At 62.6% G+C, this 16,056-nt stretch carries 16 protein-coding genes; 4 read left to right on the top strand and 12 right to left on the bottom strand.

The annotated features are described in order from the left end of the window. Positions 1–20 precede the first annotated feature (20 nt). Positions 21–1,130 carry a Gfo/Idh/MocA family protein gene (locus tag AC0L18_RS13815; RefSeq protein WP_473492752.1) on the top strand — a complete coding sequence of 370 codons (1,110 nt, stop codon included), beginning with the start codon at positions 21–23 and terminating at the stop codon, positions 1,128–1,130. Positions 1,131–1,304: 174 nt separating this feature from the next. On the opposite strand, the gene AC0L18_RS13810 is transcribed toward AC0L18_RS13815, so the two are convergent. The 9 genes from AC0L18_RS13810 to AC0L18_RS13770 all read right to left on the bottom strand — a co-directional run bounded on the left by AC0L18_RS13810 (position 1,305) and on the right by AC0L18_RS13770 (position 9,787). After that, positions 1,305–2,396: a 3-deoxy-7-phosphoheptulonate synthase gene (locus AC0L18_RS13810; protein WP_473492751.1), complete on the bottom strand. Its 1,092-nt coding sequence runs from the start codon at positions 2,394–2,396 to the stop codon at positions 1,305–1,307. 299 nt (positions 2,397–2,695) lie between these two features. Next, positions 2,696–3,118, bottom strand: a complete 423-nt coding sequence (locus tag AC0L18_RS13805) for a PIN domain-containing protein (protein WP_473492750.1) — start codon at positions 3,116–3,118, stop codon at positions 2,696–2,698. After that, on the bottom strand, positions 3,115–3,399 hold the full coding sequence (locus tag AC0L18_RS13800) for a type II toxin-antitoxin system prevent-host-death family antitoxin (RefSeq protein ID WP_473492749.1): 285 nt from the start codon (positions 3,397–3,399) through the stop codon (positions 3,115–3,117). The genes AC0L18_RS13805 and AC0L18_RS13800 overlap by 4 nt, the downstream gene beginning before the upstream one ends. Positions 3,400–3,498: 99 nt before the next feature. Next, a complete protein-coding gene (locus AC0L18_RS13795) occupies positions 3,499–4,293 on the bottom strand; it encodes an SDR family oxidoreductase (protein ID WP_473492748.1) in 795 nt (264 codons plus the stop codon). A 23-nt stretch (positions 4,294–4,316) separates the two neighbouring features. After that, a complete protein-coding gene (iolG, locus tag AC0L18_RS13790) occupies positions 4,317–5,309 on the bottom strand; it encodes an inositol 2-dehydrogenase (RefSeq protein WP_473492747.1) in 993 nt (330 codons plus the stop codon). 129 nt (positions 5,310–5,438) lie between these two features. Next, complete coding sequence (locus AC0L18_RS13785) at positions 5,439–6,206, bottom strand: ATP-binding cassette domain-containing protein (protein WP_023796933.1); 768 nt, start codon at positions 6,204–6,206, stop codon at positions 5,439–5,441. 2 nt (positions 6,207–6,208) lie between these two features. Then, positions 6,209–7,285 (bottom strand): ABC transporter permease, encoded by a 1,077-nt coding sequence (locus AC0L18_RS13780; RefSeq protein ID WP_473492746.1) that lies wholly within the window; start codon positions 7,283–7,285, stop codon positions 6,209–6,211. Between the two features lie 158 nt (positions 7,286–7,443). Beyond that, entirely contained in the window at positions 7,444–8,385 is a 942-nt protein-coding gene (locus AC0L18_RS13775; protein WP_473492745.1) for a sugar ABC transporter substrate-binding protein, read from the bottom strand. Positions 8,386–8,755: 370 nt separating this feature from the next. Beyond that, a complete protein-coding gene (locus AC0L18_RS13770) occupies positions 8,756–9,787 on the bottom strand; it encodes a LacI family DNA-binding transcriptional regulator (protein WP_023796930.1) in 1,032 nt (343 codons plus the stop codon). A gap of 161 nt (positions 9,788–9,948) precedes the next feature. On the opposite strand from AC0L18_RS13770, the gene AC0L18_RS13765 reads away from it, so the two are divergent. Genes AC0L18_RS13765 through AC0L18_RS13755 form a run of 3 tightly spaced genes read left to right on the top strand, consistent with a single transcriptional unit; the run spans position 9,949 to position 12,662 of the window. Next, a complete protein-coding gene (locus tag AC0L18_RS13765; RefSeq protein WP_473492744.1) occupies positions 9,949–11,058 on the top strand; it encodes a fatty acid desaturase family protein in 1,110 nt (369 codons plus the stop codon). Positions 11,059–11,112: 54 nt separating this feature from the next. Next, positions 11,113–11,427 (top strand): Rieske (2Fe-2S) protein, encoded by a 315-nt coding sequence (locus tag AC0L18_RS13760; RefSeq protein ID WP_128244598.1) that lies wholly within the window; start codon positions 11,113–11,115, stop codon positions 11,425–11,427. A 5-nt stretch (positions 11,428–11,432) separates the two neighbouring features. Beyond that, positions 11,433–12,662, top strand: coding sequence for an NAD(P)/FAD-dependent oxidoreductase (locus AC0L18_RS13755; RefSeq protein WP_473492742.1), 1,230 nt, complete (start codon positions 11,433–11,435; stop codon positions 12,660–12,662). Between the two features lie 256 nt (positions 12,663–12,918). Here the strand turns inward: AC0L18_RS13755 and AC0L18_RS13750 are convergent, their stop codons facing one another. From AC0L18_RS13750 to AC0L18_RS13740, 3 genes are all read right to left on the bottom strand, one after another. After that, the gene (locus tag AC0L18_RS13750; RefSeq protein WP_473492741.1) at positions 12,919–13,878 is read right to left on the bottom strand and encodes a DUF1402 family protein; all 960 of its coding nucleotides are present in this window, start codon (positions 13,876–13,878) and stop codon (positions 12,919–12,921) included. 244 nt (positions 13,879–14,122) lie between these two features. Continuing rightward, positions 14,123–15,436 carry an ATP-dependent protease ATPase subunit HslU gene (gene hslU / locus AC0L18_RS13745; protein WP_473492739.1) on the bottom strand — a complete coding sequence of 438 codons (1,314 nt, stop codon included), beginning with the start codon at positions 15,434–15,436 and terminating at the stop codon, positions 14,123–14,125. Between the two features lie 4 nt (positions 15,437–15,440). Next, entirely contained in the window at positions 15,441–16,040 is a 600-nt protein-coding gene (locus AC0L18_RS13740; protein WP_023796925.1) for a DUF2585 domain-containing protein, read from the bottom strand. Positions 16,041–16,056: the final 16 nt, after the last annotated feature.

Genomic DNA, 16,056 nt, shown 5'->3' with positions numbered 1-16,056 from the left:
CTGGCAGTGGAGACAAGGAAATGGTCGGAGTCGGTCTTATCGGCACGGGGTTTATGGGCAAGTGCCACGCCATCGCGTGGAACGCGGTCGGCACCGTCTTTCCCGACGTGGCCAAGCCAAGGCTGGTCCATCTCGGCGAGGTCGATGACGACCTTGCCAAGCGCCGGGCGACCGAGTTCGGCTTCGCCAAGGGCTCCGGCGACTGGCGCGCCGTCGTCGATGACCCGGACGTCGATATCGTCTCGCTGACCACGCCGAACCAGTTCCACCCGGAGATGGCCATCGCCATCCTCGAAGCCGGCAAGCATCTGTGGTGCGAAAAACCGATGGCGCCGAGTTTTGCCGAGGCGCAAGCCATGGCGGCGGCGACCAAAAAATCCGGCAAGGTGGCCGCGCTCGGCTACAACTACATCCAGAATCCGGCGATCCGCCATATCGGTGCGCTGCTCGACGAGAAGATCATCGGTGAAATCAATCATCTGCGCATCGAGATGGACGAGGATTTCATGGCCGACCCGGAGGCGCTGTTCTTCTGGAAGCACGAGGCGGCGTCCGGTTACGGCGCGCTCGACGATTTCGCCGTGCATCCGCTGTCGCTGGTCTCGGTGCTGTTCGGCCGCGTCGCCCGCGTCATGTGCGACATGGCAAAGCCCTATGCCGATCGCCGGGTCGCATCAGGCGGGCGTCGCGCGGTCGAGACCTACGACATCGCCAGCGTGCTGATGCATCTCGAAAACGGCATTGCCGCCGCACTGCTGGTCAACCGTTCGGCTTGGGGCCGCAAGGGCCGGATCGCCATTCAGATCTTCGGCTCGAAGGGCTCGATCCTGTACGACCAGGAGCGGATGAACGAGTTCCAGCTTTACCTGACAGCCGACCGCCCGACCGAGCAAGGCTATCGCACCATCCTGGTGGCGCCGCACCACAAGCCCTACGACGCCTTCCTGCCGGCGCCCGGCCACGGCCTCGGTTTCAACGACCTCAAGATCATCGAATGCCGCGAGCTTTTGACGCGGCTGGCCGGCAAGCCGGCGCGGATCATCGATTTCGACGAAGGCCTCGAGATCGAGCGCACGGTGCATGCCATGGCGCGCTCGTTCGAGGAACAGCGCTGGATCGCGGTGCGCTAGCGACCCGCAATCCGAGCCTCGACGCCACCCATGCCAGAGCAAGGGAGAGCTTGTGTTGGAGAGGGCCAATTGTCGATATTGACGCAGCCCCTCATTGCCCATGAGGGGCGGCGCCGGCCTTTCAAAGCCAAGCAGCACGGTAGCAACCGCCCGCAAAATTCCGTGCCAACCGCTTCAGGCGGCTCCCGGACGGCTGGCGACTAGGGCGCGTCGCGCTGACCGGCGCCGCTCGACGGCGTCGGCAAGGCCGTGCAGCACCGTCTCGGTGGTTGTCCAGTCGATGCAGCCGTCGGTGATGCTCTGGCCATAGACGAGCGGCTTGCCAGGCATGACCTCCTGCCGGCCGGCGACGAGGTTGCTCTCGATCATGACGCCGATGATGCGTTCGTCGCCTGCCGCGACCTGGCCGGCGACGTCGGCCGCCACCATCGGCTGGTTCTCCGGCTTCTTGTTCCTGTTGGCGTGGTTGACGTCGATCATCAGCCGTGGTGCTACGCCGATCCGGCCGAGTTCCGCGCAGGCGGCAGCTATGCTCGTTGCGTCATAGTTCGGCACAATGCCGCCGCGCAGGATGACGTGGCAGTCCTGGTTGCCGGTCGTCGTCGCGATGGCGCTGCGCCCGCCCTTCGTCACCGCCATGAAATGGTGCGGCTGGGCGGCGGACTTCACCGCCTCGGCGGCGATCCGCAGATTGCCGTCGGTGCCGTTCTTGAAGCCGACCGGGCAGGACAGGCCGGATGCGAGTTCGCGATGGATTTGGCTCTCTGTCGTGCGCGCGCCGATCGCACCCCAGGCGACGAGGTCGGCAATGTATTGTGGGGTGGCCATGTCGAGGAATTCGGTCGCCGCCGGAAGGCCAAGATTGTTGACAGCAGAGAGCACGTTGCGGGCCATCCGCAGGCCCTTGTCGATGTCGAAGCTGCCGTCCAGGTCGGGATCGTTGATCAGGCCCTTCCAGCCAACCGTCGTGCGCGGCTTCTCGAAATACACGCGCATCACGATTTCCAGCCGGTCCGACAGGCTCTCGCGCAGCGCCGCCAGCCGGCTGGCATAGTCGACGGCAGCGACCGGGTCGTGGATCGAACAGGGGCCGACGACGACGACCAGCCGATCGTCGGCGCCAGTCAGCACGGCGTGGATAGCGTTGCGTGACGCGGCAACGGTGCGCGTCGCCGTCAGCGTGCGCGGTATCTCCCGCATCACGTCGTCCGGCGTACTCAGCTCTCGGATTTCCTTGACCCGAAGATCATCTGTGGTGGTCAACACGGCTTTCTGCTCCTGATTGGGAGACCTGCCGGCTGAAAACAAAAAAGCCGCCAGGTCTGGCGGCTGTTCGGATGTTGTTGCTGCAATCTTCAGATCGAGCGCAATCCTCCCGCCGCCAGCGAGCTGCCGTAGCTAAAGTACCAAAACGAGGCGGTCAGGTGGATCATGCCAGCCCTTTAGCCGAAGCCGGGGCGCTTGTCACGCATCCAGGCGAGATTGGGGAACAGGTCTTCTCCGTCCTGAAGCGCACCCCTCCTTGCCTCGGGTCGCTTGAGGCCCAACATGCTGCGCCAAGCGGTTCATGCAGTCCAGGGATAGAAGAGTCCGATTTCAAAGCCTTCGAAATCGTTGGTATTGCGCGTTGCCAAGGTGAGCTCCTGCGCAATCGCGGTGGCTGCAATCAGGCCGTCCATCGACGACAGACCGCGACCGCGGCGCTTCGCAAGGCCCATCAGGTCTCCCCAGGCCAGGGCAACCGATTCGTCCACGGGAAGAACCCGCTGTTCGAAACGCTGCGGTAGGTCTTGGACGAGCCATTGGGCCAATGCCTCGCGTTTCCGGCCCTCATCCATGAGGGCGACGCCGCGTCGGATCTCGGCGATCGACACGACGCTGATGAATGAGCGGTCCTCATCAAGTCCGTCCAGCCAGTCCAGAACGCGTGCGTTCGGCGCCGGTCTTGTCACCTCGGACAGGACATTCGTATCGAGCAGTAGCCTCACAGCGGCAGATCACGCGGTTCGTCGCGCTGACGCTCAAGGTTGAGATCGGTGCCGCGCAGCGGCGACTCCAGCAGGAACTCCGCAAGCGTACCCTTGCGTACGGTCTTTCGCTGCCATTCCTCGACCGAGACCACAACCACGCTTGGTTTGCCGTTTCTGGTGATCGTCTGCGGCGAAGACTGCGCACGCTCGATAACCTCCGAGAGCCGGGCTTTTGCCCCAGCGACTGTCCAGCTGCTATCCTCTTTGGGCTCAGACAGCATTTCGACCTCCGTGACCATTCTGACCATCTTGACTATATGGAAATGGCGATACGGCGGCAACAGGGAAGGAGAGCGGTTTTCAGAGCCCGGGTGCCTTGGTGAGTTTGGTCGAACCGATCATTCCGGCGAAGACCCTGCAATGGTTTGGTCGTAGTCGACCAGCGAGCCGGTCATGACGCCGGACTGCGGGCTGATCATATAGCTGATCAGCCTGGCAAGCTGCGCCGGCTTCACCAACTGGCCCATCGGCTGCGCGGCCTCGGCCTTTTCCAGCCAGTCGTCCGGCGCGTCGTGCCATTTCTTCTGCACGATCGCCTCGCCCTCGGTATCCATCCAGCCGGGCAGCACGGCGTTGCAGCGGATGCGATTGTTGCGATAGGCATTGGCGACATTCTTGGTCAGCGTCGCCAGTGCGCCCTTGCTCGACGAGTAGGGCGCCAGGAACGACTGGCCGCAATGCGCCGACATCGACAGCACATTGACGATCGAGCCGGGCGCCTTGCGGTCGAGCAGATGCGCCACCACACCCTGCATCAGGAAGAAGGGGCCGCGCACATTGGTCTGGAAGATCTGGTCAAAAAGATCCTCGGAGGTCTCGACCAGTGAGCCGCGGGCCGAGGTGGCGGCGGCGTTGACCAGCGCATTGACGGTGCCGAAATGAGCGATCGCCGTTTCCACGACCCGCTTGCAGTCGGCCACCACTGAGACGTCGGCGCTGATGAAGATGGCGTCGACGCCGTCTTTCGCAAGTGCGGCGACCGCCTTGTCGCCCTTCTCCCTGGAACGGCCGACCAACGCCAGGGAGCGGCAGCCCTCGTCGGCCAGCACCTCGGCGACGGCGAAGCCGATGCCTTGCGCGCCGCCGGTGACGATGGCGCGTGTTTCTGAATTGCGACCGGCGGAACCGTTCATCGCCTTGCTCCTGTGCTTGATGGTCAAACGAGGCGGACGGTCTTGCCTTCCCTAGCTGATTTCAGCGCCGCGTCCGCCAGCCTCAGCGCGACCAGCCCGTCCCCACCGCTCGGCGACGCCTTGTTGCCTGACGTCGCCGCCGCGATGAAGGCGGCGATCTCGTTGGCATAGGCGTCGAGGTAGCGGGTCATGAAGAAGTCGTGCAGCGGCGGGCGCGTGTAGCCCTTTTCATTGGCCAGCTCGACCGACACCGGCCGCTGGTTCTCGGCCGCAACCATGCCTTTCGAGCCATGCACCTCGATGCGCTGGTCGTAGCCATAAGTGGCGCGTCGCGAATTGGAGATGATGCACTGCTTGCCGGAGGCGGTTTCGAGGATGACGCTGACGCTGTCGAAGTCGCCGGCCTCGCCGATCTTTTTGTCGACCAGCACCGAGGCGTGGGCGCTGACCGCCACCGGTTCCTCGCCGAGCAGGAAGCGTGCCATATCGAAATCATGGATGGTCATGTCGCGGAAGATGCCGCCCGAGCGGCCGATATAGTCGAGCGGCGGCGGGCCGGGATCGCGTGAGGTGATGGTCACCATCTCGACCGTGCCGATGGCGCCGTCGTCGATCGCCTTGCGCACGGCGGCGAAATGCGGATCGAAGCGGCGGTTGAAGCCGACCATCAAAGTGGCGCCGGCCTTGTCGACCACGGCCAGGCATTCTTCCACTCGGCCGGCGTCAAGGTCGATCGGCTTCTCGCAGAAGATCGCCTTGCCGGCCTTGGCGAACCGCTCGATCAGATCGGCATGGGTGTCGGTCGGCGTGCAGATAATGACCGCATCGATATCCCCGGCTTTTTCGATGGCGTCGATGCTGCGCACTTCCGCGCCATAGGCCGACGCCAGATCGGTCGCCGCCTTCTCGAAGGCATCGGCAACTGCGACCAGCCTGGCCTGCGGATTGGAACCGACGGCGCGGGCGTGGACCTTGCCGATGCGGCCGGCGCCGAGAAGAGCGAAGCGGAGAGACATGAAAATTTCCTTTGGGATGGTTCGAAATGGAAGTGCGTCTTTACTGCACCGTTCAGGGCAAGGCGCAGTAGATTTTCTTATTTCGGCTGATCGGCGACGGGCCGATGACCCGCCGCGCCGGCATCCGCCCTAGGCCGCAAGTTCGGCCTCCCCGGTCTTGGCGCCGGTGATGTATGAGACGATGTCGTTGCCGTCGGTGTCCTGCTTGCGCAGATTGGCGACGATGCGGCCGCGCCGGAACACCACGATGCGGTCGACGAGGTCGAACACCTGGCGCATGTTGTGGCTGATCAGGATCAGCGGCTCGCCATTGGCTTTCAGCGTGCGGATGATGTTTTCGACCTGCATCGTCTCCTGCACACCAAGTGCTGCCGTCGGCTCGTCCATGATGATGAGCTTGGACGCAAAGGTAGCGGTTCTGGCGATCGCCACGCACTGACGCTGGCCGCCCGACATGTGTCGGATGGTGTTGGAAAGGTTGGGAATCTTGACCGCCGTGCGGATCAACGCTGCCTCGGTCGCCTTGCGCATGAACTTGCGATCGAGGATCGAGAAAGGCCCGAGATTGAACAGCACCTTCTCGCGGCCGAGAAACAGGTTCGACGGCACGTCGAGATCGTCGGCAAGCGCCAGGTTCTGGAACACCGTTTCGATGCCCGCCTCGCGCGCCGCGATCGGGCCGGCGAAGTTCACTTCCTTGCCGTCGAACCAGACCTTGCCGCTGGTGCGCTGCTCGACGGCGGTGATCTGGCGCACGAAGGTCGATTTGCCGGCGCCGTTGTCACCCATGATGGCGACATGCTCGCCCTTGCGCAGTTCGAAATTCGCGCTTTCGAGCGCATGCACGCCGCCATAGTATTTGGTCAGGTTTTCGGTCTTCAGGACGATGTCTGACATGATCAAGCCCTCATTGCCCGCAGGCGCTGGCGCCACTGGTCGAGAACGACTGCGCCGATGATGATCACGCCCTTGACCATCTCCTGGTAGTAGGCGTCGAGGCGCAGGAAGGTGAAGCCGGAGATGATGACGCCGAAGATCAGCGCACCGATCACCGTTCCGATGATCGAGCCGCGGCCGCCCGACAGCGAGACGCCGCCGATGACCGCCATGGCGATCGCGTCCAGTTCGTACATCACGCCCATGCCGGCCTGAGCGGTGAGGTTCTTGGAGCTCAGCACCACGGCGGCCAGCGAGGCGAGGATGCCGGCAATGACAAAGACGAGGATCTTGTGGTTCTGGACATTTATGCCGGACATGCGCGCGGCGTCCTCGTTGGAGCCGATGGCATAACAGTGCTTGCCGTACCTGGTGTATGACAGGATCAGCTGGAACAGAATCGCCAGCGATATGAAGATGATGACCGGCATCAGCCCCTTGCCGATGGCGGCGAAACTTTCGGTGGGAAACGAGATCGGCTGCCCCTTGGACCACCATTTGGCGATGCCGCGCGCCGTGACCATCATGCCGAGCGTGGCGATGAACGGCGGAATGCGCGTGTAGGCGACCAGCGTGCCGTTGACCAGGCCCGCCAGCAGGCCGCAGCCGATCGCGACCAGCACCGGCACGATCACCGGCAGGTCGGTCCAGCCTTGCGCGAGGAACACCGCCTTGGGATTAGGGTTGCCGTTGACCGTCGCCACCTGGGCGAAACTCATGGCGATCATCGCCGTGGCGCCGACGATCGAACCAGAGGAAAGGTCGATGCCGCCGGAAATGATCACCTGCGTCACGCCAATGGCGATGATGCCGACGATCGACACCTGCAGGATGATGATCTGCAGGCGCGCCTCGTTGAAGATCGTATCGACATTGGGGCGGGTGTTGAACAGAAAGCTGTCGCCAAGAAAGACGCGGCCTATCAGCTCGAAGGCGCCGACCAGGATGATGAGCGCCAGGAAAACGTTGAATTCGGCAGGCCATGTCCGCTTTTTCGCATCATAGCTCAATCCGCCGACGCCATGGGTTGTCTGTGTCAACTCTTGCTTCCTCCATCAGCAGCAGTCGCCCTCCCGCCGGCTGTTCACGGCGATGAGCGAAAGAGGAGCGGCGCTGTTTTTTGTCCTTCGAACATCGGATTCTCAAAACGGTTCGATGCTCTGACGCGCCGCTCCCTATCGAAAAATGGTCCTCTGCCTCAGTTCTTCTGCAGGAACTTGTCAATGTTTGCCGGCGTGACCAGCTGGAAGGGGATGTAGACCTTCTGCTCGACCGCCTCGCCCTTGGAAAGCTTGAGCGCCGCGTCCAGCGCCCCGGCGCCTTGGCCGGCCGCGTCCTGGAACACGGTGACGTCGAGATCGCCCGCCTGCATCGCGGCAAGCGCGTCCTGGGTGGCGTCCACGCCGCCGACAACAACCGACTTCATGTCGATGTTGGCAGCTTTCATGGCCTGGATGGCGCCGATGGCGCTCTCGTCATTGTTGGCGATCACGCCATCGAACGGCGCGCCGGTCGACAGCCAGTTGGTCATCAGGTTCTGTGCTTCCTCGCGTTTCCAGTTCGACGTCTGCTTGTCGATGATCTTGATGAAGCTGCATTCGGGAGTGGCGATCACATCGTCAATGTCCTTGGTGCGCTGCACCGCGGCCTGGTTCGACAGTTCGCCCATGATCACATAGACCTTGGCCTCGGTCTTGCCGGCTTCCTTGAACAGCCGGCAGACTTCCTGGGTCTCGAGAGTTCCTGATTCAACCTCGTTCGAGGCAACGAAAGCCTGGTTGTCCGGCAGCGTGTCGACATTGACCGGCTCGCGGTTGACATAGACCAGCGGAACGTTGGCCGCAGCGGCGGCATCCGACATTGCCTGGGTGGCCGAGGTGTCGACTGGATTGACGACAATAGCGTCGACGCCCGAGGCGACGAAGTTCTTGATCTGGTCGAGTTGCTTGGCGACGTCGTTCTGCGCGTCCTCGACCTGCAGTTCGACGCCTTCCATGCCTTTGGCCTGCTCGATCATGCCGTTGCGCAGCACGGTGAGAAAATTGTCGTCGAACAGCGCCATCGACACACCGATTTTGGCAGCGAGGGCGGACGAGCTCATCAGCGCCAGGAATGCGGCGCCCAACAGCAGCTTTTTCATTCTATTTCTCCTCCACACAATTGGTGTCCGGCTGCACCGATCTACCCGGAATCCCCGATCTCCCAGGGAATCTCTCCCGATTGCTTCTCCGTTTCCGATGGCGATTTCCGCGTTGGCTGGAACGCCAAGCCCTCCGTTGAAATAGATGTTCCGGAACGAAAGAACCAAAATACCTAGTTGGTGAAATATTTATTCCATTCTACTGGCGGGCGTCAAGGAGATTCCGAAAGCGGCTGCCGGTTTTTTCGGACAACGCGGCTGAGGGCCGGCAAACCTTCTGCAAGAATCCATCAGGCTGATGGTTCACATCACTGCCGACGCCCCCGATCTAAACAGGATGTCTTGGCTGAGCCCAGATGTTCTGCCGAGCCTAGATGTTTTCCGGCAGATAGATGTCGAAGGGCAGGAAGGTCTGGCCCGGCGCATTGGCGGCGCCTGCCTCGATGGCATGCACCATCAGCCCGACAAGCTCGCGGCATAGTGCTGCCAGCGGCGTCGAAATCACCATGGTCAGGATGTTGTCGGCGAGCGCCGCGCGCGATTCGGCGTTGATCTCGTTGCAGACGACCACCGGCATGTTTGCCGGCCTGGCCGCCCGTAGCGCGGAAACCGCGCCTTCCATGCCGCCGCCAGCGACATAGCAGCCGGCCAGATCCGGGTACCGCGCCAGAAGATCGATCATTGCATCATGGGTCACCTGGTTGGCTTCCAGGTTGACCAGCGTCTCCATCACCGTGAATTCCGGCGCATGCTCGCGGAAAAACGATCTGAAGCCGATCTCGCGCAGCTCATGGCCATGGAAGCGATGGCTGCCGACGAAAAGGGCGACCTTGCCGGGCTTCCTCGCCGCTCTGGCGATCATCCAGGCCGCGGTGCGACCGACCTTGCGGTTGTCGAGGCCGACATAGCCCTCGCGGATGCCGGCTGCAAAGTCGGATAGCAGGGAGAAGACGGGTTGCCCCCTCGCCTTCAGGGTCTCGACGGCCGCCGTTAGCGTCGGATGGTCCGGACCGACAAGGGCGACTGCCCTGGATTTCGCCGCCAGCTTGCGCATCTGCGCGGCGATCTCGTCGGGGGCCAGCGAACTGGCGAAATCGATGGTGGCGACGCCGCGGAAGCGCTGCGACTGCGAGACAGCCAGTTCGATCTCGCGGGCGAAATCGCTGTAGAAAACATCATTGCCCCTCAGCAGCAGAAAGCCGAGCCGGTATTCCGGCAGTTCCTGGCGCATCCGCTGCTTGATCAACCCGGCGGCGTGGTAGCCGATGCTGGTGGCGGCCTCATAGACGCGGCGCGCGGTTTCCTCGCGCACCGGCAGGCGATTGTTCAACACCCGATCGACGGTGGCGACACTGACCCCCGAAATACGGGCCAGATCGGTGATGGTCGGCCGTTTTGCCATACGCTTCCTGCCTGATTGCCTGGCATAGGCTATACATCATTCTGATGGGAAATGATAGAAACTATCTTCATGATGTTGAGCCTATCACGGCTTGGCGTTATTTTAGGGCATAAGCACCTGTGGCAGAGGCATTCAGACGGATGCCGACGGAGGCAGCCTCAATGGAAGCGACACTACCCGTAATGCCGTCCCGGCGAGATTACAGCCTGCTCGGCCGCAACGCGAAGCGCGCCGTCGAGACCGGGCTGGCGGCGGCCGAATGGTATCATACCGACGTGCCCCGCAAGCAGATGAAGGAGCTGATGCAGCGCTCCGATGGGCCGGCGATCCGCGACACCATCATCTGGCTCTCCGCCCTGGTCCTGAGCGGCGCCGGCGGCGCCTGGTTCTGGGGCACATGGTGGTGCGTGCCGTTCTTCTTCGTCTATGGCGTGCTCTACGGCTCTTCCACCGATTCACGCTGGCACGAATGCGGCCACGGCACCGCCTTCAGGACGCAGTGGATGAATGATGCGGTCTATCAGATCGCCTGCTTCATGATCATGCGCAACCCGGTGACCTGGCGCTGGAGCCATACGCGGCATCACACTGACACGATCATCGTCGGCCGCGATCCGGAGATCGCGGTGATGCGCCCGCCGGACCTGTTGCGCGTCGTGCTCAATTTCTTCGGCATTGTCGATGCCTGGCATGCCATGAGCGACATGGTGCGCAATGCGGCCGGCATCATCAGCCCGGCGGAAAAGACCTTCATTCCCGAGCAGGAGCAGCCAAAGGCGATCCGCATTGCCCGCATCTGGACCGCGATCTATGCCGCGACAATCGCGCTGGCACTTTATAGCGGCTCGTTCCTGCCCTTGATGCTGGTCGGTCTGCCCAGGCTTTACGGCGCCTGGCATCACGTCATGACCGGCCTGCTGCAGCATGGCGGCCTCGCCGAAAATGTCATCGACCACCGCCTCAACAGCCGCACGGTCCACATGAACCCGATCAGCCGCTTCATCTACTGGAACATGAACTACCATGTCGAGCACCACATGTTCCCGATGGTGCCCTATCACGCGCTGCCGAGGCTGCATGAGCTGATCAAGCACGACCTGCCGGCGCCGACGCCATCGATCCTGGCCGGCTATCGCGAGATGGTGCCTGCCTTCCTGCGCCAGCTGCGCAATGAAGACTATTTTCTCAAGCGCGAACTGCCGCCGACTGCCAAATCTTATCGCGAGGAATTCCACAACGACAACGATGCTGTCGCGGCAGCAGCCGAATGATTTGCGCGCCTGTGCCGGGCACATTGACCAAGCAAAATTATGCCGGGAGGACCAATGAGCGACTGGGTCGAGGCCTGTGGTGCCGATGACATCGACGAAGAGGACGTGATGCGGTTCGACCATGGCGGCCGCACCTTCGCCATCTATCGCAGTCCCGACGACGAATATTTCGCGACGGACGGCCTTTGCACGCATGAGAAGGTGCATCTGGCCGACGGGCTGGTGATGGACGACATCATCGAATGCCCGAAGCACAATGGCCGCTTCAACTACAAGACCGGTGCAGCCAGGGGCGCGCCGGTCTGCGTCAATCTCAGGACCTATCCGGTCAAACTCGATGCCGGCAAAATCCTCATTCAGATCGGGTGACGGTGATGGCGAAAGGAATGCTCATCATCGGCGCCGGCGAATGCGGCGGGCGGGCTGCCCTGGCGCTGCGCGATCTCGGCTATGATGGCCCGGTGACGCTGGTCGGCGACGAGCCGCATCTGCCCTATGAGCGGCCGCCGCTGTCGAAGGACGCGATGGCCGGCGATGCCCCGGTGATCAAGGCGATCGCCAGCGACAAAATCCTGGCCGAGAGATCGATAAGGCATATCCATTCGGTTCAGGCGGTGGCGATCGACCGTGCTGCGCATGTCGTGCGCCTGCCGGACGGCTCGGCGCTGCCATACGACAAGCTGCTGCTGGCGACCGGTTCCCTGCCGCGCAGACTGCCAATGCCGGGCCTCGGGCCGCGTTGTGCCTATCTCCGGACCTTCAACGACGCGCTGGCCATTCGCGCCCATCTCCGCGCCGGAAACCGCATCGCCATCATTGGCGGCGGCTTCATCGGTCTTGAGCTCGCCGCCGCAGCACGCAGACTGGGCGCAGTTGTCACCGTCATCGAGGCGCAGCCGCGCATCCTGATGCGCGGCGTGCCGGCCGAGATCGCCAAGATCGTCCACCAGGCGCATGAAGCCGAAGGCGTCAAAATCCTGTGCGGCGACGCAATCGCCGCGATTGCCGATGACGGCGCCGAGGTGCGCATCGCGCTTGCCGGCGGGCAGGACATCGTCGCCGACCTGGCGGTGATCGGCATCGGCGCTGTACCGGTGACCGGACTTGCCGCAGAAGCGGGCCTGACGATCGACAACGGCATAGCCGTCGATGCCGAGCTTCGCAGCAACGATCCGGACATCTTTGCCGCCGGCGATTGCTGCTCGTTTCCGCTTGCCGTCTATGGCGGCCGGCGCGTGCGGCTGGAGGCCTGGCGCAACGCGCAGGAGCAGGGCGCGCTTGCGGCCAGCAACATGCTTGGCGCCGGTGAGGTCCACTCGGCTGTGCCATGGTTCTGGTCGGATCAATACGGCCTGACCTTGCAGATATCTGGGCTGTCGGACGAGGGCAGCAAGGTCGTGCGCCGCGACCTCGACGACGGCGCCTTCATCCTGTTTCACCTGGCGCAAGACGGCAGGCTGGTCGCGGCGAGCGGCATCGGTCCGGGCAATTCTGTCGCCCGCGACATCAGGCTGGCCGAGATGCTGATCGCAAAAAGGGCGAAGCCGGCGCCTGAGGCGCTCGGTTCGCAAACGATCAAGCTGAAGTCGCTGCTGGCGGCGTGAGCCTGGTGCGTGCCGATTGTCGAAAGCCGGCGCCGCCCCTCATTGCCCTGCCGGGCATTTCTCCCCGTAAACGGGGAGAAAGAAGCTGGCCGCAACCTTGGCGTTCTTTCTGCAACCCTGGGCGATTGGGGAAATCCTTTGCGAAGGCGTCCTTCTCCCCGTCGCTATACGGGGAGAAGTGCCCGGCAGGGCGATGAGGGGCAGCGCAAACGGCGAAGAGGCGACTTCGAGCTCAAAGTCCAGATCTCAACACCCACTAAAACAGCGCGTTGAGCTCCGGCAGTTTGTCGTTGACCAGCCAGCCATAGTAATTTTCCTCGGGCAGCTTCTCCGGTTCGCCCGCGGCGCGGCGCCTGTCGTTTTCGGCCTTCAGCGCATGCGCACGCTGTTCCGGATTGCCGACATTGTAGAGGGTCGATGTGATGCCGGGATTGCTCGATATGTCGAAGCCGGCAATGCTCTGATAGGCGTCGATCGATTTCCGGATCGTCGCCGCGACATAGTCCAAGGTCAGGTCCGGATCCATGATGGTCTTGTAGACCGCGTTCGGATCGCCGACGTCGAGCTTCGGCAGGCCGGACACCTGGTGCACGAGATCGCTCATCTGCAAGGCGGTCAGCGGATTGAGCTGGCCCAGGCCAAAGGTCTGGCCGGCATAATAGGGCTGGAAGAAAGTCGCGCCGAAGCGGTCGTCGGGGAAGCTTGTCCCCCCGACAGTCTTGCCGCGAAAGGAAAGGTTCCACACCTGCTCGCGGCATTCCCAGAGCTCGTAACTATCCGATTTGCCGACGCATTCCTGGAATTGCGGCCGTTGCACGAAATCGGTGATGTCCTCGCCTTCATAGGCGAAAGACAGCTTGCTCGACAGATAGGAGATCGCCTTGACGTAGTAGGTCTGCAGCCGGTCGTAGGCGTCGACATTGTAGGTGTGCTCGCCGACGATGGCGCCGACGATATGCATAGGATCGATGCCATAGGTCGCTGCTGCCTGCTCGATCTTGCCGCGAAGACCGGCGTCGTGCTGCAGCAGCGCATAGACCTTGCGGTATTTCGACTGGAAGGTGGTGTTGGTGGCCTGGGTGCGCCGGCTTGAGGCGCCCGGTATGTTGGGCTGCTCGACATGACTGTTGCCCGGCGGCACCATCGTCGCCGCTTCGGCGGCGAACATGGCTGTCGCCAGCGTCAGCCCGAGAGTGACGAGGATCGTTTTTTTCATGCGCCGCCGCCTGCAACAACGCATGACCCTCGGAACCGATTCTCGGGGTCATGCGCAGAACCAACTGTACAGCGTCCTTTGCGCATCCAAAAAGCTGCGCGGCGCTGGTGTTGCCGGCAAACTAGGTAAAGCTGCAACGGGAGTCGAGAGCCCCGTCGCCCGGCAAGACAAAAGCTGGCCAGATGCTTCCATTTGGCCACACGTGCCGGCTCCGCCGGTCCGACTCTTGCGGATGGATCGCCTGTTAGAGGATGAATCGCGACAGATCCGTGTTTCTCGACAGATCGCCGACATGCTTCTCCACATAGGCGGCGTCGACTGTCACCGACGTGCCGTGGCGGTCCGGCGCGTCATATGAGATCTCGTCCAGCACCCGCTCCATCACCGTCTGCAGTCGCCTGGCGCCGATGTTCTCGACGCTGGCGTTGAGATCGACGGCGATGCCGGCCAGTGACTCGATGGCGTCGTCGGTGAAGACGAGATCGACGCCCTCGGTCTTCATCAGCGCGATGTACTGCTTGATCAGGCTGGCCTCGGTCTCGGTCAGGATGCGCACGAAATCGTCCTTCTCCAGCGCACGCAGCTCGACGCGGATCGGCAGACGGCCCTGCAGTTCGGGCAGCAGGTCGGATGGCTTGGCAACGTGGAACGCGCCCGATGCGATAAACAGGATGTGATCCGTCTTCACCGGTCCGTATTTGGTCGCGACCGTGGTGCCTTCGACAAGCGGCAGCAGGTCACGCTGCACGCCTTCGCGGGAAACACCGGCGCCCATGCCGCCTTCGCGCGAGGCGATCTTGTCGATCTCATCGAGGAAGACGATGCCGTCGTTTTCCGTCGATTCGAGCGCCCTGCGCACCACCTCGTCCTGGTCGAGCAGCTTGTCGGACTCGTCGCCGACCAGCACCGCGTAGGATTCCTTCACCGTCGTCTTGCGGGTCTTGGTCTTCTGGCCGCCCATCGCTTTCGACAGCATGTCGTTGATGTTCAACACGCCGATATTGGCGCCCGGCATGCCGGGGATCTCGAAGCCGGGCATGCCGCCGGTGCCGGTATCGCTCACTTCGATCTCGATCTCCTTGTCGTCGAGCTCGCCGTCGCGCAGCTTTTTGCGGAAACTGTCGCGCGTCGCCGGGCTCGCCGTCTTGCCGACGAGCGCCTCCAGCACGCGTTCCTCGGCATTGATATGGGCGCGCGCCTTGACGTCCTCGCGCATCTTCTCGCGCACCAGGCCGATGGCGATCTCGACCAGGTCGCGGATGATCTGCTCGACGTCGCGGCCGACATAGCCGACCTCGGTGAACTTGGTCGCCTCGACCTTGACGAACGGCGCACCGGCAAGGCGCGCCAGGCGGCGCGAGATCTCGGTCTTGCCGACGCCGGTTGGGCCGATCATCAGGATGTTCTTCGGCATCACCTCTTCACGCATCTGGCCTTCGAGCTGCTGGCGGCGCCAGCGGTTGCGCAAGGCGATGGCCACGGCGCGCTTGGCGTCCTTCTGGCCGATGATGAAGCGATCGAGTTCCGAAACGATTTCGCGGGGCGAGAATGTGGTCATATCGCTAAATTCCACTTTGCCACTGCCGGATGGACTCGAACGGATGCAGCAGCATGATCACGTTGAGTGTCAGATTGTCCCTGATGATGTAGCCGACACCGAATTCGAAGATGAGAGCGAGGGTCACGATCACCCATATAGGAAGCCTGCGCGCCATCACAAATCCCAGCACCATCGCCAGCGTGTCCGCCACCGAATTGATGATGCTGTCGCCGTAATAGTCGAGCGAGATCGTGCCGGCGCGGTAGCGCTCGATGATCAACGGGCTGTTCTCGAGAAGCTCCCAGCCGCCCTCGATGACGACGGCAAAAGCCAGCCTGAGCCCGATCGGCGAGCGCGGGAACAGAGCCCACGCCAGCGCGTAGAACAGGAAGCCGTGGATGAGGTGCGAGAATGTGTACCAGTCGGAAATATGCTGGGAATTCTCCGAGCTCTGCACGATGCCGTGCCACAGCTTGACATAGCCGCATTCGCAGATCGGCGTTCGGCCCATGCCGTAAAGGGCTCCAGCCTGGAATATAATCAGGCCGAGGACGAGCAGAAGTCCCATCCGCCAGCTGTCTTCATAGGCCGAGACGGTCTTGTCGGCGCCGCTTGTACTCATGCTGTTACTGCCCCTC

Source organism: Mesorhizobium sp. WSM4819 (assembly GCF_055811215.1).
Note: the sequence above shows the minus strand (reverse complement) of the source record. Positions and strands in the feature narration are given on the sequence as shown.